The organism is Cytobacillus luteolus, from assembly GCF_017873715.1.
Classification (GTDB): domain Bacteria; phylum Bacillota; class Bacilli; order Bacillales; family Bacillaceae_L; genus Bacillus_BV; species Bacillus_BV luteola.
This window is the reverse complement of the sequence record NZ_JAGGKM010000006.1, coordinates 220048-239272: the sequence shown is the minus strand read 5'-3', so window position 1 is coordinate 239272 and position 19225 is coordinate 220048. Positions and strand designations below refer to the sequence as shown.

The following is a 19225-nucleotide window of genomic DNA, read 5'->3' as shown; positions in this document are numbered from 1 at the left end:
CTTCCATTTCGGACTCAGAATCCGTTATTTTGCTAAATAGGCCGATTTTCAGAGTGGTTCCGGACTGAAAATCCGTTATATGCAAAAAAGAGTGGTTGAATGGTCAACTTTTGGATGAATAACGGTCTGTGAGTCCGCGAAGGTAGGAAAAGTACCTTTTTTAAGTAAATAACGGTATCTCAGTCCGCTAACCTTCAAGAAATGATCATCTTGGGATATACAATCCAAATACCTCATCCCAATCCCACTTATCATAATACCAATTTCCGATATCAATAGTTGATATCCATTCCTTTTGATTAGTGCCCTCTGAAGCTGATATCCAGATACTTGCATTTTCACGGTTAGTACGTACCCATACCACCTTGCCATCTATATGCTGAGGTCGGAAATCCCCTTCATTCTTCGAGGGAGTAGAGAATTGTGTTTGCTTTTGTGTATGAATATCTATTTTGTATAATGCAGGTAAAGGTCGCTTCGCTTCCTCCAACCATTCAGATTCAATGGACCTTGCAGTAACAATTTCCTCATTATTAATCCACGTTAAATCCCGATCTACAGAATTAGCAGGAGTGAAATCTTCAGTTTTAACGTAAAGAGGGTGATGAAGCTTTAAAGATTTATTACTAGTAGATTCTCTTCCTTCCCCAATAATTGCGCCTAACAATGGGTAGGTAGGTGACCACTGAATCCACTCATTATGATTTAGCATTTTATCAGCCTTGGTAAAAAGCTTTCCGTCCTTAGATACTATACAAAGAGTATTAGAATCAGCCGACAATGAAGCAGTAGGAATAAGTAAAAAGGCAATCCATTCGTTGTCCTTAGACCATTTAAATGGGCTTGTTGCTATGAAATACTCATTTTCAGCAACTGGTATTGAAACTAATGGCTGGATTTTTTTTGACTCTAATAAGATTTGTGATAGTTCTATATCTGAATCTAACTTATCTCCAGTTTTCGTTGAGACCAAAAATCCACTACCATCAGGTAACCATGAAAAATTTGAAGTCGTAGAGTAGATTTGCTGAACATTCGTTAATGTCATAACATCAGCCATGTACAGCTGACCCTTAGATTGAAAACCATTTCCCTGTTCCTTTGGATTAATCTGATAGGCAATCCTATTTGTAGCGGGTGCCCACTGGAAGTTATTTTTACTATTAGAATGAAGCTTGAAATGTTTATCTTGTTCAAGGCTATAAAGCCAAAGCTCTCCTTCAAAAACAGGTTTTTTGTTGCCTTTTAAATAGGCAAGCCATTTGCCGTCGAATGACCACTTAGGATAACTTGAATTTCCCCCAGTTGTAATCTGCTTCTGGTTTTCACCATTTATTATCCATAAATGATTGTTTTTTATATATGCTGCCCTTAAAGGATCTGAAACTGGTTGTTGTGCTAAACATAAGGTAGGGAGAATAAGGAAAACAGCAGTGATAAGAGCAACTATTCTTTTCATTTAAAGTACTTCCCTTCGTCTATTAGTAAGAACAATTATATGCATTAGGTTATATCTGTTTAAGCATACTATTCACATACCATGTTTATCCATTAATAAAATGGCTAGTGCTGTATTAAATTAATCGCTATAAAAAAGAAGGTAAAGTAGATGAGAAGACTATCAAAATGGTTCAATAGCAGCAAGAAAAAACCCCTAAAGGGCGTCGAAGAGTCTAGTAATAATCAAACTCCTTTAATAAGTGAATTGTCCTTATCGATAGAAATGATAAAAAAAGATATAGGACATAGTTCAGATATTATTTTCCGAGAAGTAGAAATTGGTAAAGAGAAACAAACGAAGATTGCTATCATTTACGCTGATGGACTTGTAGATAGGCAGTTTATTCATGAGTTTATATTAAATCCTTTAATGCTTTCAATTAGAGAGACAGAACTGAATGATTCAATTGGTCCTTCTATATCCATTAGTGAACTAATGAAACAATACTCGCTTACAACAGGTGAATTAAAATTCGTTTATGATTATGAGTCCGTAAATCAAAGTGTCTTATCCGGTGATACAGTTATTATTCTGGATGGAGAAGTTCGCGGCTTTTCAGTTGGGACTAGGGGGTGGGAAGGTCGAAGTGTGGAGGAACCTTCTACTGAGCAAGTTGTTAGAGGTCCGAAAGATGGATTTACAGAAAATATCAGAACGAACACAGCATTAATTAGAAGGCGAATTCGTGATAAAAACTTGGTATATGAAAACTTTCAAATTGGGAAAAGATCTAAGACTGATGTAACGATTGGATATCTGAAAGATATAGCAGACAAGAAGATTGTTCAGGAGATAAGAGAGCGTTTAGATCGAATTGACATTGATTTAATTTTAGAGGGAGGATATATTGAAGAATTTATTCAAGATGAAACGTATTCCCCTTTTCCTACCATTTATAATACCGAGCGTCCTGATGTCGTTGCCGCGGGGTTAATGGAAGGAAGGATAGTTATCCTTGTAGATGGTTCTCCTTTTGTCCTACTTGTTCCAGCACTATTTAATCACTTCATGCAATCAAGTGAAGATTATTACCAACGACCAGATATTTCAACTATGATTAGAATTTTACGTTATACAGCATTCTTACTTTCTTTACTCGTTCCATCAGCATATATTGCTGTTACAACCTTTCATCAGGAAATGTTACCAACTGCTCTGCTTATAAGCTTATCAGCACAGCGTGAAGGTGTCCCTTTTCCTGCAGTAATAGAAGCATTAATCATGGAGGTTACCTTCGAGATATTACGTGAAGCGGGTTTGAGAATGCCACGCGCTATTGGTTCTGCTATTTCAATCGTAGGAGCCCTTGTAATTGGCCAAGCTGCAGTAGAAGCGGGTCTTATCTCAGCGACAATGGTAATTGTTGTTTCATTTACGGCGATATGTAGTTTTGTAATACCGAAATTTAATATGAGTATAGCAACTCGAATGTTACGATTCGGTTTCATGATTTTAGCTGCTACATTTGGATTATTTGGGATTATTTTGGGTTTGTTATTTATGGTATTACATCTATCAAGTCTCCGTTCATTCGGAGTTCCTTATTTGGCTCCATTTGCGCCAACAATAGCAAGTGATCTTCATGATACGATTTATCGTACTCCTTTATGGAACATGAAGTCCCGACCACAGTTAATTAATCAAGAAGATGTCACTAAAAATGAAACCCCTGCTCCCCATCCAAAGGGTTCCTCGGAAAAATCAACAAGGGGTGAGAGTAGTAATGACAATCATGAACCGAGTAACTAGATTATCTATGATAATTGTAATGTTACTTTGCTTGACTAGTTGCTGGAGTAGAAATGAACTAACAGAACTTGCCATAGTGAGTGGGATGGCAATTGATAAAGAAGACGAGGAATATTTACTGACTGTTCAAGTTGTTAATCCAGGAGAAATTGCTGGTAAAACCTTTTCGAGTAGATTACCTGTTACTACTTACAAAGCAACTGGTAGGAGTATTTTTGAATCTTTACGAAAAATCTCAAAAGAATCAGCTAAGCGTTTGTACTTTTCGCATTTAAGAATGGTTGTTATTAGTGAGGAACAAGCGAAATCGGGTATTAGTAAAATCTTAGATTTAATGTCAAGAGATCATGAATTTAGAACAGATTTCTATACTGTTATCTCAAAAGACGTTAAGGCTTCTGACACCTTAAATATACTAACAGCTATCGAAAAAAATCCAGCTAATAAAGTGTTTACATCACTTGAAATATCTCATTCTTACTGGGCTCCGACACTAGGGGTAAAGCTAGATAATCTAATAAGTGAACTTACACAACAAGGAGATAATCCTGTGTTAACAGGTATTATTGTAAAAGGAAATAAAGAAATTGGAAAGACCCTTAGTAATGTAGAAAAAACTGAAACGCCTGCTTCATTAATAATTGATCATTTTGCCGTGTTTAAAGGAGATAAACTAGTAGGCTGGTTGAATGAGGACGAAAGTAAAGGCCACAACTATATAACAGATAAAGTTGAAAGTACAGTTGCTGTAGTTGATTGGGAAGATGGAAATATTACGTTTGAAGTGAGAGATACACAAACAAAAGTAGATGCTGTAATAGAAGATAGCAAACCAAAAATCCAAGTGAAGGTTACTACCGAAGTGAATGTAGGTGAGGTACAAGCAAAGATTGATTTACTTAACGAGAATATAATAGAACAGCTAGAAGAAGAATTAAATCGGAACAAAGTATCCAAAATGAATCAAGCTGTAGAAAAAGCAAAGGAATTAAAAACTGATATATTTGGTTTTGGAGAAGTGATTCACCGGGAGGATCCAAAGCTTTGGAATCAAATAAAAGATAAATGGAATGATGAGGGGTTTGTGAATCTTACAGTAGATATTAAGTCAGATACCAATATCCGTCGTTTGGGTTCAACTAATGAACCATTTCTCAATGAAATACAGGGTGGAAAATAAGAATGATTATAAAAGTCTTTCTATTTTTAATGATTATTGGAGTAGTTTCTTATTTTGAGCTTAAAAGATTGAGGGAAAATAACATGAAGAAAGAGATAATTTTATTTTTATCTTTATTATTATTTTCATCTACTTTGTTTATCTTGGAGAGAATGGGGGTTGCAATAATAAATCCTCTTGATGGTTTGAAATTCACGTTTGAGCCTGTTGGAAAAGCGATAGAGGCCATATTGATAGGGGGAGGGTAGGTATGAATAATAAATCTGTACAGATTAGTCCTTGGCAGTTTACAATTCTAACTTCGATGTTTGTTGTAGGAAGCGCGGTATTATTTATCCCTACTATCCTAGCAAGCGTTGCAAAACAGGATGCATGGATATCCTGTTTAATCGCTATTATTGTTGGAGTGTTGTTAGCTTGGTTTTATGGCAGTTTTAGCAAAATTGACCCTAATTTGAGTTATTTTGAATTAGCTGTATTTGCCTTAGGGAAATGGGTAGGTAGATGCATTGCACTTGTGACGTTGTCTTTACATTTAGTGTTATCGAGTTTTCTTTTATGGGATATTGGCGATTTTTTAGTGACTCAAATACTAGTAGGTACACCTATAGAAGTTATTTATTATTTGTTTATTTTTGTAACAATCGTATATGGTGTTAGACTTGGAATTGAACCAATTGCTCGCTCAGCTGAAATTTTTATTCCATGGATTTTTTTAATATTTATATTCATTGTTATTTTTCTATTACCTGAAGCTGAAGCGAAAAATCTCTTTCCAATATTTGAAGAAGGGGTAAGGCCCATTCTCTATGGATCTTATTATGTGGTAGGATTTCCTTTCGTAGAAATGGTACTACTCTTAATGATTACACCACATGTGAGTGATAAAAAAAAAGTGACTTCTGCCTTCATATGGGGTGTAGTTTTGGGGGGAGCTATCCTATTTTCGCTGACACTACTAAGTATACTAGTTCTTGGGCCTGATTTTTCAACAAGAAATGAATTCCCTATCTATGTTTTAGTAAAGAAAATAAGTATTGGTAATTTCTTAGAGAGAATTGAAGTGCTAATTGCTCTTATCTGGTTTTTAAGTATTTTCTTTAAGCTAGCACTCGTTTCGTATTCCTTTTTAATTGGAATGAGTCAACTTTTCAATCTGAAAGACTATCGGCCCCTTACGTTTCCTTTTGGAATTTTAGTGATAGTACTTACATTAATAATGATCCCAAGTAGTATCTACTTAAAAGCATTTTCAAAGTATGCAAGTACACCTTACATGATTCTCATAGGACTTATTCTTCCATTAGTAGTCTTTATTATGGGGAAGATGAAGAAAAAGAAGTCGAATACAATGCAATAGTTTGATTATATAATCACATAAAAAAGCAGACCCATCCTATTTAAGGGGTCTGCTATTAAATGTATTATTCACCTAAATCAACGTTATGATATACACGTTGAACATCTTCTAAGTCTTCAAGTGCATCAATTAGCTTTTCAAATTGAGCTAGTGCATCTTCAGGAAGAGTTACGTCATTTTGAGCAAGCATTGTTAATTCTGCAACAGAGAACTCAGTTATCCCTGCTGACTTGAAAGCTTCCTGTACAGCATGGAATTGTTCTGGCTCAGCATAAACAATAACTGCTTCGTCTTCCTCAATGATATCACGTACATCTACATCGGCTTCCATTAATAATTCAAGTACTTCATCTGAAGATTTACCTTCAATCCCGATAACTGCTGTTGCATCAAACATATAAGAAACAGAGCCGTTAACACCCATATTTCCACCGTTTTTACCAAATGCAGCACGTACATTAGACGCAGTACGATTTACATTATTAGTTAGAGCATCAACAATAATCATAGAGCCGCTTGGCCCAAAGCCTTCATAACGTAGCTCATCATAACTTTCTTCAGAGCCACCCTTTGCTTTGTCGATTGCGCGATCGATAATTACTCTTGGTACATTGTATGTCTTAGCACGTTCAAGTACGAACTTTAGTGCTTGATTTGATTCTGGATCAGGTTCTCCAGATTTTGCTGCTACATAGATTTCCAGAGCAAACTTTGAATAAACTCTACTAGTATTTGCATCCTTTGATGCTTTCTTTTCTTTAATATTGTTCCACTTACGGCCCACAATGAACACTCTCTTTCCATTAATCTAAAATAAGCGATTCTTTTAAAGGATATCGCTAGCAACTAATTTTTGGACAACACTATATTCTATTATATCATAATTTTTTCTCGGTTAAATAATCAAGAATTTTTAGGGGGAGAAAGAAACTTTTATAAAATTAGAGTTAGATAGACTTAATCGGAATTTTGGTGCGTACATTGGTTTAAAGAATAATACAAGGTGCATAAAATGAGAGTATATGTTAATTTGATTCGGTGACATCAATAAACAGGAAAATAACCTGCTTATTATGCTAAAATTGATTAAACAGTTTAAATAAGCTATGATGTTAAATAGTGGCAAAAAGTCAGCGGTCTAATTTGTAAAGGAAATGGACTTTAATCATAATATAATTTAAATAAATAATAGGATGATGGGTATGAAAAGAGCAAGAATTATATACAATCCGACATCAGGACGAGAGATATTTAAAAAGCATTTGCCAGATGTATTGCAACGGTTAGAAGTAGCAGGTTATGAAACGTCATGTCATGCAACGACAGGGGCAGGGGATGCAACAAATGCAGCTAGAATTGCCGCTGAGAGAAACTTCGATGTAGTCATTGCGGCCGGTGGTGATGGAACGATTAACGAAGTTGTAAATGGACTAGCTGAACAACCCTATCGACCAAAGTTAGGAGTAATCCCGGTTGGTACAACAAATGACTTTGCTCGCGCTATTGGCGTGAATGGCTCAATAGAAACAGCTGTTGGAGCTATTGTAGAAGGTATAACGGAACCTATCGATATTGGCCGGGTGAATGACAAGTATTTCGTAAACATTGCTGGTGGTGGTCGTTTGACGGAATTAACGTACGAGGTACCTAGCAAATTAAAAACGATGCTTGGCCAACTAGCATATTACTTAAAGGGAATGGAGATTCTTCCTTCCATTAGACCGACTCACGTTGAAATTGAGTACGATGGCAAAGAGTTTGAAGGAGAAATTATGTTGTTTTTAGTATCTCTTACAAACTCAGTAGGTGGCTTTGAAAAGCTAGCTCCTGATTCCCGTTTAAATGATGGTTTGTTCGATTTAATCATTCTTAAAAAAGCAAACCTAGCCGATTTTGTAAAAATAGCCTCACTTGCGTTACGTGGTGAGCACATAAATGATCCACATGTGATTTACACAAAAGCAAATCGAGTGAAAGTAAATCCTACTGAAAAAATGCAGTTGAATCTTGATGGTGAATACGGTGGATTGCTACCTGGAGAGTTCGTAAACTTGTACCATCATTTTGATGTGTTTGTTTCGAAAGAAAAATCCCAATTCATGCATGATAATAGTTAAAACCTGGCCGCTTATGCCGGGTTTTTTAATTGGCAATTGGCAGACAGAGTTATAGTTATGTTACAATCAATTAAGCATTTTGACGAAAAGGAAGAAGAAAATATGACCAATACGCAAGTTCCAGTTGCAAAGAATGAATACTATGAAGTTACCTTTGAAGACCTTACTCACGACGGAGCTGGGGTGGCAAAGGTTGAAGGTTTTCCGATCTTTGTACAAAACGCCTTACCAGAGGAACGAGCTAAAATAAAGGTAATAAAAGTGAAAAAAGGCTATGCCTTTGGCCGTTTAATTGAGCTTCAAGAAAAAAGTAGAGACCGAGTGGATGCACCTTGTCCACTGTATAAAGAATGCGGAGGATGTCAATTACAACATCTAAGCTATGAAGGGCAACTAAAAGCAAAACAAAAGCAAGTACAAGATGTCTTAACGAGAATTGGACATCTAAAGGATATCACTGTACACCCAGTTTTAGGGATGGAAGAACCATGGAGGTACCGTAATAAAGCCCAAGTTCCTGTAGGGGAACGAGAAGGTGGACTTGTTGCAGGATTCTATCAACAACGTAGCCATGAAATCATTGACATGGAAGCTTGTTTAATCCAGCAAGAAAAAAATGATCAGGTTATCCAAACCGTTAAAGCAATCTGTGAGAAATATGGGGTAACTGCTTATAATGAGGAAAAGCATAAAGGAACAATTCGTCATATTATGGCGCGTTATGGATTAGTGACAAATGAAATCATGGTTGTTTTGATCACAAAAACAAATGAGCTTCCACATAAGGAAAAGATTATCGAGGAAATTCATACAAACCTTCCAAATGTAAAATCAATTGTTCATAATATCAATCCTAAACGAACAAATGTCATCTTTGGAGAAGAAACTAGTGTCCTATGGGGCGAAGAATATATCTATGATTATATAGGTGACATCAAGTTCGCGATCTCAGCAAGATCATTTTATCAAGTAAATCCTGAACAGACGAAGGTGCTTTATGATAAGGCATTAGAGTATGCAAACTTAACAGGTGAAGAAACCGTTATAGATGCTTATTGTGGAATTGGAACAATTTCCTTATTCTTAGCGCAAAAAGCTAAAAAAGTATATGGAGTTGAAATTGTCCCTGAAGCGATTGAAGATGCAAATAGAAATGCGTTATTAAATGGAATCGAAAATGCAGAATTTGCTGTAGGTGAATCGGAGGTAGTGATCCCGCGTTGGAACAAAGAGGGGATTAAAGCTGATGTGATTGTCGTAGATCCGCCTCGTAAAGGGTGTGATGAGGCATTACTTAACACGATTATTGAAATGCAGCCAAAGCGTGTGGTGTATGTATCCTGCAACCCTGCAACTCTTGCAAGGGATTTGAAAATCCTTGAGGACGGTGGGTTTAAGACTGTTGAAGTACAGCCGGTGGATATGTTTCCGCATACGACACATGTTGAGTGTGTGGCGCAGATGGTATTAAAAGAAGCAGCAGGCCCCAAATAGGGGATTCCTGCTGCTTTTCACATACACTAAGCTATCAAACATTGGACTTGTAAGCAGCCGAGGTTACAATTGACTGTTCTCTCTCGGACGTTCTCCTTGTTAAAGAAAAGACCGCACACAACAATGCGATAATAACAAGTACTCCGCCAAACCAAGCCGTACTAGCAACCGATCCAGTTTGACTTAACACAACACCACCAAACCCTGAACCAAGTGAAATACCGATTTGTAGTGCTGAATTATTGAAGCTTTGCTGAATGTCAGATGTAGCAGGGTCTGTCTGAATCAAGTAGCTTTGTTGTGGTGGAGCTAGCCCCCAACTTAACGCCGCCCATAACATCATCATTGGTATGAACAGAATTAGTGTGAAGGTTGTAAATGGCAATATAAACAGTACAACGGCAAATGCACTGATCACAGCTATGATACTTTTCGGAGCTCCAATCGAATCAGAAAGAATTCCTCCAAATGCTCCCCCACTTACCGCGGCAATGCCAAATAGTAAATAACAAAGACTTATCCAGTTGGAACTCAGATGAAGCTCCGTTTCTAAAAATGGAGTGAAATAGGCATAAAGGGTATAATGTCCTGCCAACATAAACATGGTTGCAAGATGGGCACTACCAATTTTTAGACTACCCACAGCTCTTACTTGTTGTGAAAGTGGAATTGCGTTTTCACCAGGGATTCTTTCTAGAAAGATGGAAATCAGGACGAAGGATCCTATGGCTAAAACAGCAATTCCAAGGAATATAACACGCCAGCCAAATGTATCTGAAATAAGAATTCCTAGTGGTACACCCATGACAAGTGATGAGCTAATACCTACATAGATAAGTCCCAAAGCCCTTGCTCGATGTGCTGGCGAAACAATCTTTGTAGCTATGGTTAAAGAAAGTACAACAATCAATGCAGTACTCATTGCCGTTAACACTCTTGCAATCATCATAAAAGTGAAATTTGGACTGAAATAGGTCATGACATTCCCGATGAAGAAGATTAACAAAGATGTAAGATATAATTTTTTACGCTCAGTTTTGCTCGTTAAAACGAGTAAAACAGGACCGGCAATAGCATAAATAAGCGCAAAAACCGTAATTAGTTGCCCTGCAGAGCTTAAGGAGATGTTAAAATCATTTGCTATAGTAGGAAGTATGCCACCTACGATTAACTCAACAAGTCCAACTGCAACAGCTGATAATGCAAGTATAAAAACTTTTAAATTCATATTCTTTTTCCTTTCTTTAAATAATCAATATGGACTTTTTAGAAAATAAAAAAAATCCTGATTACAAAAAATGAGTCATTCATTTTCTGTAATCAGGATTTTATGGTTCCTGGTAGAGACCCTCAAGCCATATTCTTGAGGTTATACAGGTATTACTTATTTAGTTTAAGAAATCACTTTGAAAAGTTTACTAGGTTTCGTTCGTTTTTTCAAGTGTTAAATTAAAGTAGTCCTCCCCGATATCCTCCATTTCTTCATGAATAATGCCAAATGTATCTAATTCTAAGGCTTTCATTATTCTTTTTTCTTTCTAGATACCCTGATTATATTGTCTATATTTAGAATTTTGGTATAGTATTATAAAACAAACTAGATTACTAGTAAGACCAAGGAGTGTAGGATGAAACTATATGGTGCACTAATTCTACTAAGTTTAATATGGGGCTTATCATTTGTATTTATAGAGACCTTAATAAGTACGGCAGGTGTATGGGGTACAGTATTTTTGCGCTGTATAGCAGGTGTACTGATTTTATTACCCGTTTTATTAGTTAAAATAAAAAAGAAGGAAGTACAAAGACCTCTTCCTTGGAAAGCACTAGTAACAGTGGGTGTTGTTAATGCGGGTTTGCCATGGGGACTTATTGCTTTGAGTCAAACGAATATTACAAGTAATACGGCAGCTGTTTTAAATGCACTGACTCCGATACTGACTGGCTTAATGGGATTTTTTGTGTTTGCTATTATACTCACTAAAATGCAATGGATCGGAATTGGACTGGGATTTATAGGCATCTTAATTCTTATGAATTTTAATGTGAACGAGTTGTTTTCCAGTCAGTTTATTGGAATCGGAACAATGCTACTTGCAGCAACCTGTTATGGATTTGCCACCCAATTTACGAGGAAATACCTAAAACAGACACATGTGGTTGTCACTTCTACATTCTCTCTTCTAGTGGGGGCGTGTGTCGGGTTAATCGGTGTAATTATTACAGATCCAGCAGCATTTGGGCGAATAATAGATACTGCAGATTTCGTCTTTATCGGATCGGTCATCGGACTAGGATGTTTAGGATCAGGTATTGCTTACTTACTTTATTATTACTTAATCAATGATGGAGGAGCTGAGTTTGCCAGTACTGTCACCTACTTAATCCCACTTACAGCACTATTATGGGGAAATGTATTACTTGGCGAACCCATTACAAGTAACTTGCTGCTAGGATTGGCAACCATCTTCTTGGGAGTGTACCTGGCGAATAAAAAGTCAAAAGTAAAACAAAGAAGCTCACATGCTCTATAAGTAATATTTTACTATCAAGAGAGGCCATCAGGTCTCTTTTTTTTGTGGAATTTTTGTGACGTTATGACTATTTTTTAAAAAGATATCTTGAATTAAAAGTTTTTTGTTGACAGGATAAGTATAAAATTTGTATAACTATTGTATAACATATGTATACATTTTCTGTACATAAGTTATACACATATTAAACAATCCAAAGGAGAGATGAAGATGAAGAAGCTAATTTTAGTATCAATCTTTACACTTGTGTTCTCATTATTTGGAGGGGCTGTAATGGCGGATAATCATGAGCAAGCTAAAGTTCGAATTATCCATGCCTCACCTGATGCTCCTGCTGTAGATATTACAGTCAATGGAGATACTGTAGTCGAAAATGCAGGCTTTAAAGCTGTTACAGATTATTTAATGGTTCCAGCTGGTGACCATGAAGTGAGTATTTTTGCTGCAGGTACGGTCGCAGACGGCAATCCAGTATTAACTGCAACACTTACAGTTGAAGCGGGTAAAGCTTATACTGCACTAGCTGTTAATAAACTTGAAAGTCTAGAAGTAGCAGTATTAAATGATGATATGACAACAACAACAGATAAAACAAAGGTTCGAGTAGGTCACTTTTCACCTGATGCACCAAATGTTGATGTAGCGGTAACAGGTGGAGACGTTCTATTCTCAGACGCACCTTTTAAAGCTGTAACAGAATATGCTGAGATTGATCCAGCGACTCTAGATTTGGAAGTGCGTGTTGCGGGTACTGAAGATGTAGTTCTTTCTTTACCAGGTACTGAGCTTAAAGCAAACACAATTTATACAGTTCTAGCTGTAGGTCTTGCTGCCGGTGAACCTGCTTTAGATGTAATTGTATTAGCAGATCCAGCAACTTCAGCTATGCCTACAGAGATGCCTAAAACAGGGAATGGTGGGTTAACTGGGTTAATTACAACTATCCTACCAATTGTTTTACTAGCAGCAGGTCTTTCATACTTTTTATTTAGAAGAAAAAGCATGTTTCAATCTTAGTCTAGTATTCTTCCTTACTTTAACAGGCTGTGCAACGAATGAAATGATATATGATGAGATACAAGAAGGCTCAGTCAATAAAGAACCGGTTGTAGAAGGTAAATCGTTTCAGGATCAAGCGATTTCTACTAGAGTGATAAGGCAAGATACAGGATTTGTTCCTCAGAATCTTGCCATACCATCTCTAAACTTAGATGCAAATATCATATCAGTGGGACTTCAAGAGGATGGAACGATGGAAGTACCAAAGGATGTTATGGAAGTTGGATGGTATACGCAAGGTGCTAAGCCGGGTCAGAACGGGAATGTAGTGTTAGCTGGACATGTGGATAGCTATCTTGGTCCTGGTATCTTCTTTCATTTAGAAAATGTTACTTTGAATGATAAAATTATTATTACAGATGGTCATAATAGAGAAATCACCTATCGTATAACAAAAATAGAAAAATATCCATACCAGGATGGACCACTTGAAGAGATATTTGGTTTCACTTCTCAAAAGAGATTGCAGTTAATAACATGTACTGGTTCATATAATCCGTTTAAAAGAACACATGAAGAACGATTAGTTGTGACAGCTATAGAAGTGGAAATTTAGAAGAAAGCAGTTGATCAAACAGATCAACTGCTTATCTTCTTAAAAAGAATATATATAACTCATGGAAGGAGGGAGAACATTGACAAAGTCCATATGCATCATCGGTGCAGGCATAGGTGGGTTAACTGCTGGAGCCTATTTAGCAAAGGCTGGCTATGATGTGACTGTTTTAGAAAAAGCTACTACAGTTGGAGGATCTGCAGGTTGGTATATTCGTAAAGGAAGAATGTTCCCTACTGGAGCTACCATTGCCTTTGGATTAGAGGAAAATGGTGTATTAAGAAAAATAGTGAATGAACTACAAATAGAGCTGCCGGTTAATGATATGCTTCACCCGATGGATGTTATTTTACCGAGTGGTAAGGTTTCCATCTACAAGTCAAAAGAAAGCTGGGAGAAAGAGCTAAAACTAGCCTTTCCTGATCGAAGTGGAGATGTCATTAAATTTTGGGATGAACTTAACCAATTAAGTCAGGATGTTCTTGGAGTAACAGAATCTGAGGTATCTTTGCCGATTAGAAGATTATATGACTTAGGAACGTTGCCTAAGTTTCTAGTAAAACACCCTGATGCAGCACTTCGTCTGGCGCGATTTGCTCGGTGGACAGTGAGGGATCTACTAAAACGACATAATCTTGATTCATATGAACCTCTCATTCATTTCCTTGATGCTCAACTAATTGACGCTGTTCAAACAGATGTAAGTGAAGCAGCCCTTTTACCTTCATGTGTTGCACTATCTATTTACAGAAAAGGGAGCTTTACTTTTGAAAATGGGATGGGGCAATTAAGCAAAGCACTTTCTGATAAAATTGTGGAGCACGGCGGCAGAGTGCTACTAAAATCACCAGTTCAGAAAGTAAACTACGATCCTATTCAGAAGAAATGGGGAATTGAAAGTAAAAAGTGTTCTTCACTTTTTGATATAGTAATTAATAATTCTGGCATATCTTTTGGTCCTAAAACAAGTTACACAGATGATGGTGAATTCTCTTGGGGAGCATTCAGATTAGATGCGATTGTATCGGATGAGATTAAAAAAGAACTTCCAAAAGACAGTAGTCTTCCGTTTGCTTACCAAATTGTTCCTAGCTCATCTCAGTCTACCCTTTTAAATCGAGCACATGGGCCAGTTTATGTTACATTTCACAACGCGAAGGGTAAGAACGGTGAGCCAATAAATAATGAGGTGGCCATGACAATATCTGTGCATACAGACCTCAGTTTATGGAATGCTTACTCTAAAGAGGAATATAAGCTTGCTAAAGAACAACTAGTAGGTGAAATTCTTAATGAGGTTGAGCATGTAATACCTGTGAAGGAAAAGCTAAAGTATTTCGAAGCTGGTTCTCCGTTAACTTATGAGAAGTTTATTGGTAAATCAGGGGTCGGTGGTTTTCCGTTAACTGTAAAAAATGCAATTAGGAAGCCTAGGGGAGTGCGTTCAAAGCTACCTCAATTTTATATTGTGGGGGAACATGTTTTTCCGGGCCCAGGAACACTGTCATCATGTTTAAGTGGATATTATGCAGCAAGAACAATAGTGAAAGAATATTCTTAAGAACTAAAAGACCTGATAATCAGGCCTTTTTTTGTGTCTCCACGATTTTATTGTAGACTTCATTTGAAAATTGCTTAAAAGATGAATCCGGCAAAGGTTCGAATAGTGTAACCGCTGTTTCTGCTGTTAGCAAAGCTTTTGAATGATCCTCTAAAGCTAGATATGCCAGTGCTTTATAAGCGTGTTTTATATAGAAAATCGACAAGTCGAAAGGATGATGTATATAGTGAGGAATTTCACTCTTTTCGATATTTTCGATCGCCTCTTGATAGTGCCCTAAACCATATAAGGCCTTTCCCTTTTCAATATAAAGCCAAGGTCCGAACTGCTCCACCAGGGCAAAATCCTCTGAATACTCATTTATCAATTCCAGAGCTAGTCCATATTTATGCTGTTCAAAAGTTAGAGACATGAGCTTAAATAATTTATAGAAAAAGAGAGGTTTAAAATCTTCAACAAATTCTCCATATTGCTTTAACTTAGTTAAGAAGTAATCCGTTTTTTCCTTATCGTTAGACATCATCGAATGTGCAGCCGCAATACGGTATAATTCATCAATTAGGTAAAAGATTCTTTTCTCCTTTGAATAACTCAGTGCATTTTCAATAACCTTTGAAGCGGCATCTGCATTACCCACCGCGAAGTACAGTATTGCTTCATAATAGTCAAAGTCTAGACGTGTCATAGGGTCAATAAAGGCATGTTTAGCTTCGACCTCTTTACGTTCATTTATAAAAATCGCCAGTGATTCTGAGTAGCGGTGCTCATAAAATTTTTCAAGAGCATTAAATATTCCGATAGAGGCACGTCTAGCAGTTAAATTCATTTCATCATACATTGTTGAAACCTGTTGTACGAGTTCCTTCCAGCCACTTTTCTGTTCATGAAAAAGGCTTCGACTATATATATCTAACAGTCTAGCTGATTCATATCCATGAGAAAGCTTAGGTGTATATGGTTCAATTAACATAATTAATTCTTTAAACTTGTCCTTATTGTTTTCAAAGTCCAAATTTATTAAAGCCTCAGCTTTTTCCAATAGTTCTCTAGTTTCCTGGATACTTGTTTCTCCCATTAAATCTGATATAGCTACTCCGAGTCGACTCGCAATATATTCTAGACTTTCCATTGAAGGCTTTGCTTTATTATTTTCAATTAAACTGAGCATACCCTTAGTAAGTTCAGATCCTGCAAGCTGTTCTAAGGTTAGTTTTTTCTGTTTACGTAGTTTTCGTATTTTTTCTCCCAGCATAATTGTGCATTTCACTCCTAAAATCTAATTAGTTTAATTATATTAAACTTTTTGTTGAAATGGAAGAACGGAAGATGATATAATTTGTTTAATTAAATTAAACTTTTGGAAGGTGTTATCCGATGGATCAAACATTAAAGTTAAAAAAAGCAACTTATCATCTGTATACGTTTACGATAAGTAAGCTTATTTCTACATTTGGAGCACAAGTGTATACTTTCGCAATCAGTTTTTATATTTTGCAATTAACAGGCTCTGCAACAAGTTTCGCTACCAACTTAATATGCAATATCTTGCCAAGAACATTAGCTTCTCCGATTGCAGGTTATGTAGCAGATAAATATTCGCGGAAAAAGATTGTTATCATCTCACAAATTGCAACAACAGTAACAATCATAACGTTATTAGCAGTTACTCTTACCTCAGGGCTATCATTACTAGCAATATATATAACAACTTGCGTCCTTTCATTAACATCAATGTTTTCTGGTGTGACATTTACTGCATCGATTACCGGTTTGATTGATAAAGATAGAATTCAACGGGCAATGTCATTAAATCAAATGTCTATTTCATTTGCTGCAATTGCAAGCCCGGCAGTAGGTGGTTTACTATATGGTGCGGTTTCTATGTCGACCTTCCTTATCATTTATATTTGTGCATCAATTGTTGCTGTTATCCTTGAGGCTACAATGGACTTTAACCTCTTTGCTAATAGAGCACAAAAAGAAGATGGGCAACAAAAAGAGTCAATGTGGCAAGGTCTAAAAGCAGGAGTGAACTATTTAAAATTACAAAAGCTCGTAATGACTATGATTTGGATATCCTTATTAATCAATTTCTTATTTGGAGCCTTTGAGGTAGGTTATTCTTTTATTTTAATTGAAAAAATGAAAATGGATTCTCAAGCTTTCGGTCTTACACAAGGTGCTTTTGCTGTTGGGATGTTACTAATGTCGATTTACTTCTCAATGGGAAAAGAAGTAAAGTATCCTTTCTTGGTTTCAAAGCGTGGCATCATCGGATTAGGTTTACTAATGGCGGCAATTGGAATACCTTTAGTGGTCGAATTATCAAGTCTACTAACATTTATCTATTATGCAACCATCATGTTTAGCTTTGGAGTGACGGTAATGATTGTGAATACACCTTTACAAGTACTGATGCAAAAGGAAATTGATGATGACTTTAAAGGACGTGTCTTTTCAATTTTAGAAACAATGGCTATGGCTCTTATGCCACTAGGAATGGTCATTTATGGATTCCTATATGATGTATTTCCACCGCAGTGGATTCTGTTAACTTCATCACTATTGCTAATTGGTGTGGTTTTATTCTTGGCAAGGAGTTCTGTTGTTCGTAAGGTTCACCCTGAATACGGAGAAGCGAAAAGAGTGCCTAAAGTAGCGGGAACAGTTATATAGATTATCGTTATAAAAAAATTCGCCGAGTATGTTACTTGGCGAATTTTTTATGTTGGATCTATTAATATAATGGAACAGAATTTGGAATTAGTTCAGATAGTAATACAATTTCAGCATGTTTTTCATATTCAGGAATGTTTGCCTTAATTGCACCAACAACATTATCTCCAGTAATTCCAACATGGCCAATCGCAATTAACGGACTGCGGTCCTCAAGTTTTTTTACAATAACTGAAGCTTGCTTATAAATATGCTTACTTGAATATTGGTGATCAAAGAACATGTTGTTTTCTAAATAGGGAACGGATAGCTCTGCTGCAATCTTGGGAATCACACTTTTACCAGCTGTTTTGCTGTCTAAATAATAAAGACCTTTTTCTTTACAGACTTCTAAAACAATTCTCATGATTCGTTCGTTTTCAGTTACCTTTGAACCCATATGATGATTCATGCCTACCGCATATGGAACGTTTTCTATTGCTGCTTCCACTCTTTTTCGAATTTCCTCGTCACTTAAGTCTGTTGTAATTGCACCAGGACCCAGCCAGCTTTTCTTGCCTCTCTTAGGCTCCATTGGAAGATGAATAATTACCTCATGACCTCTTGAGTGGGCTAATTTCGCATCACGTTCGGTTGTTGTCATATGTGGCATAATAGCCACTGTTAGAGGAATTGGAAGAGCAAGCATATCTTCAGTACCCTTCATGTTATTCCCAAAATCATCAATTACAATTGCTAAAACTTTCTTTGTGTTATCTACATTTGCTGCTGCATTGGACATAAAGCTTGAGAAAAGAAGAACCACCATAAGAAGAATAATCCTCATAGGAACGACTCCTTTTTTCTTATAACGTCTCCCAAAAGGATTTTATTCATACATTGTTAAGAATGGATATTTACACGGGTTCCAATAGGAATGGTTCTCGCAAGTTCTTCAACATCACGGTTATACATGCGAATACATCCTTTAGAAACAGCTTTTCCAATGGAACTTGGGTCATTGGTTCCATGAATTCCATAATGCTGTTTTGAAAGACTCATCCACATTGTACCGAATGGACCGCCGGGATTGGGAGCTTTGTTAATAATGATATAGCTACCTACAGGCGTACCGTGTAAGATTCTTCCGACTGCAATTGGATATTGTTTTTGGAAAACGCCATTTTTAAATAAGGTTAGTTTTCGGTTGTTGATAGATACATCTATTGTAAATGGGATCGTATCTGGAGATGGATAGCCTGGAATCACAATGGTTTGACCGGGATAGATGATATTTGGATTGATTGAAGGGTTTGCTGTAATGATTGAGGCGAGTGGGGTGCGATAATCTCTTGCTATCTGATTAAGGGTCTCTCCGGGCTTTATTGTATGGATCAAAGTGGACACCTCCTTTAAAATGGTAATACTATAATTATATGTTGAATAAAAAAGGAGTTTC

17 protein-coding genes and 1 riboswitch are annotated in these 19225 nt (G+C 36.6%); of the genes, 11 read left to right on the top strand and 6 right to left on the bottom strand.

Going from position 1 to position 19225, the window contains the following annotated elements:
- Nucleotides 1-205: 205 nt before the first annotated feature.
- On the bottom strand, nucleotides 206-1459 hold the full coding sequence (locus tag J2Z26_RS17895) for a TolB family protein (RefSeq protein ID WP_193534821.1): 1254 nt from the start codon (nucleotides 1457-1459) through the stop codon (nucleotides 206-208).
- Between the two features lie 150 nt (nucleotides 1460-1609).
- Between J2Z26_RS17895 and J2Z26_RS17890 the strand changes: the two genes are divergently transcribed.
- Genes J2Z26_RS17890 through J2Z26_RS17875 form a run of 4 tightly spaced genes read left to right on the top strand, consistent with a single transcriptional unit; the run spans nucleotide 1610 to nucleotide 5790 of the window.
- Nucleotides 1610-3250, top strand: a complete 1641-nt coding sequence (locus tag J2Z26_RS17890) for a spore germination protein (protein WP_193534820.1) — start codon at nucleotides 1610-1612, stop codon at nucleotides 3248-3250.
- On the top strand, nucleotides 3225-4430 hold the full coding sequence (locus J2Z26_RS17885; RefSeq protein ID WP_193534819.1) for a Ger(x)C family spore germination protein: 1206 nt from the start codon (nucleotides 3225-3227) through the stop codon (nucleotides 4428-4430). Before J2Z26_RS17890 ends, J2Z26_RS17885 begins: the two co-directional genes overlap by 26 nt.
- Before the next feature lie 2 nt (nucleotides 4431-4432).
- A complete protein-coding gene (locus J2Z26_RS17880; protein WP_193534818.1) occupies nucleotides 4433-4678 on the top strand; it encodes a hypothetical protein in 246 nt (81 codons plus the stop codon).
- Nucleotides 4679-4680: 2 nt separating this feature from the next.
- A complete protein-coding gene (locus tag J2Z26_RS17875; protein WP_193534817.1) occupies nucleotides 4681-5790 on the top strand; it encodes a GerAB/ArcD/ProY family transporter in 1110 nt (369 codons plus the stop codon).
- A 64-nt stretch (nucleotides 5791-5854) separates the two neighbouring features.
- Here the strand turns inward: J2Z26_RS17875 and J2Z26_RS17870 are convergent, their stop codons facing one another.
- Nucleotides 5855-6574 carry a YebC/PmpR family DNA-binding transcriptional regulator gene (locus J2Z26_RS17870; protein WP_193534816.1) on the bottom strand — a complete coding sequence of 240 codons (720 nt, stop codon included), beginning with the start codon at nucleotides 6572-6574 and terminating at the stop codon, nucleotides 5855-5857.
- A gap of 418 nt (nucleotides 6575-6992) precedes the next feature.
- On the opposite strand from J2Z26_RS17870, the gene J2Z26_RS17865 reads away from it, so the two are divergent.
- Both J2Z26_RS17865 and rlmD read left to right on the top strand, forming a co-directional pair.
- The gene (locus J2Z26_RS17865) at nucleotides 6993-7907 is read left to right on the top strand and encodes a diacylglycerol kinase (protein ID WP_193534815.1); all 915 of its coding nucleotides are present in this window, start codon (nucleotides 6993-6995) and stop codon (nucleotides 7905-7907) included.
- 102 nt (nucleotides 7908-8009) lie between these two features.
- On the top strand, nucleotides 8010-9401 hold the full coding sequence (rlmD, locus tag J2Z26_RS17860) for a 23S rRNA (uracil(1939)-C(5))-methyltransferase RlmD (protein ID WP_193534852.1): 1392 nt from the start codon (nucleotides 8010-8012) through the stop codon (nucleotides 9399-9401).
- Between the two features lie 34 nt (nucleotides 9402-9435).
- Here rlmD and J2Z26_RS17855 read toward each other — a convergent pair whose 3' ends face one another.
- Nucleotides 9436-10629 (bottom strand): MFS transporter, encoded by a 1194-nt coding sequence (locus tag J2Z26_RS17855; RefSeq protein WP_193534814.1) that lies wholly within the window; start codon nucleotides 10627-10629, stop codon nucleotides 9436-9438.
- A 69-nt stretch (nucleotides 10630-10698) separates the two neighbouring features.
- Nucleotides 10699-10798: riboswitch (purine riboswitch) on the bottom strand.
- Between the two features lie 231 nt (nucleotides 10799-11029).
- On the opposite strand from J2Z26_RS17855, the gene J2Z26_RS17850 reads away from it, so the two are divergent.
- The 4 genes from J2Z26_RS17850 (at nucleotide 11030) to J2Z26_RS17835 (ending at nucleotide 15111) form a co-directional block, all read left to right on the top strand.
- Nucleotides 11030-11935 carry a DMT family transporter gene (locus J2Z26_RS17850; protein ID WP_193534813.1) on the top strand — a complete coding sequence of 302 codons (906 nt, stop codon included), beginning with the start codon at nucleotides 11030-11032 and terminating at the stop codon, nucleotides 11933-11935.
- Between the two features lie 210 nt (nucleotides 11936-12145).
- Entirely contained in the window at nucleotides 12146-12952 is an 807-nt protein-coding gene (locus J2Z26_RS17845; RefSeq protein ID WP_193534812.1) for a DUF4397 domain-containing protein, read from the top strand.
- A 43-nt stretch (nucleotides 12953-12995) separates the two neighbouring features.
- A complete protein-coding gene (locus J2Z26_RS17840; RefSeq protein WP_193534811.1) occupies nucleotides 12996-13550 on the top strand; it encodes a class F sortase in 555 nt (184 codons plus the stop codon).
- Nucleotides 13551-13629: 79 nt separating this feature from the next.
- Nucleotides 13630-15111, top strand: coding sequence for a phytoene desaturase family protein (locus tag J2Z26_RS17835; RefSeq protein ID WP_193534810.1), 1482 nt, complete (start codon nucleotides 13630-13632; stop codon nucleotides 15109-15111).
- A gap of 19 nt (nucleotides 15112-15130) precedes the next feature.
- On the opposite strand, the gene J2Z26_RS17830 is transcribed toward J2Z26_RS17835, so the two are convergent.
- Nucleotides 15131-16363 (bottom strand): helix-turn-helix domain-containing protein, encoded by a 1233-nt coding sequence (locus J2Z26_RS17830; protein WP_193534809.1) that lies wholly within the window; start codon nucleotides 16361-16363, stop codon nucleotides 15131-15133.
- A gap of 122 nt (nucleotides 16364-16485) precedes the next feature.
- On the opposite strand from J2Z26_RS17830, the gene J2Z26_RS17825 reads away from it, so the two are divergent.
- On the top strand, nucleotides 16486-17787 hold the full coding sequence (locus J2Z26_RS17825; RefSeq protein WP_193534808.1) for an MFS transporter: 1302 nt from the start codon (nucleotides 16486-16488) through the stop codon (nucleotides 17785-17787).
- Nucleotides 17788-17848: 61 nt separating this feature from the next.
- On the opposite strand, the gene J2Z26_RS17820 is transcribed toward J2Z26_RS17825, so the two are convergent.
- On the bottom strand, nucleotides 17849-18613 hold the full coding sequence (locus J2Z26_RS17820) for a divergent polysaccharide deacetylase family protein (protein ID WP_193534807.1): 765 nt from the start codon (nucleotides 18611-18613) through the stop codon (nucleotides 17849-17851).
- 56 nt (nucleotides 18614-18669) lie between these two features.
- Nucleotides 18670-19164 (bottom strand): L,D-transpeptidase family protein, encoded by a 495-nt coding sequence (locus tag J2Z26_RS17815; protein ID WP_193534806.1) that lies wholly within the window; start codon nucleotides 19162-19164, stop codon nucleotides 18670-18672.
- Nucleotides 19165-19225: the final 61 nt, after the last annotated feature.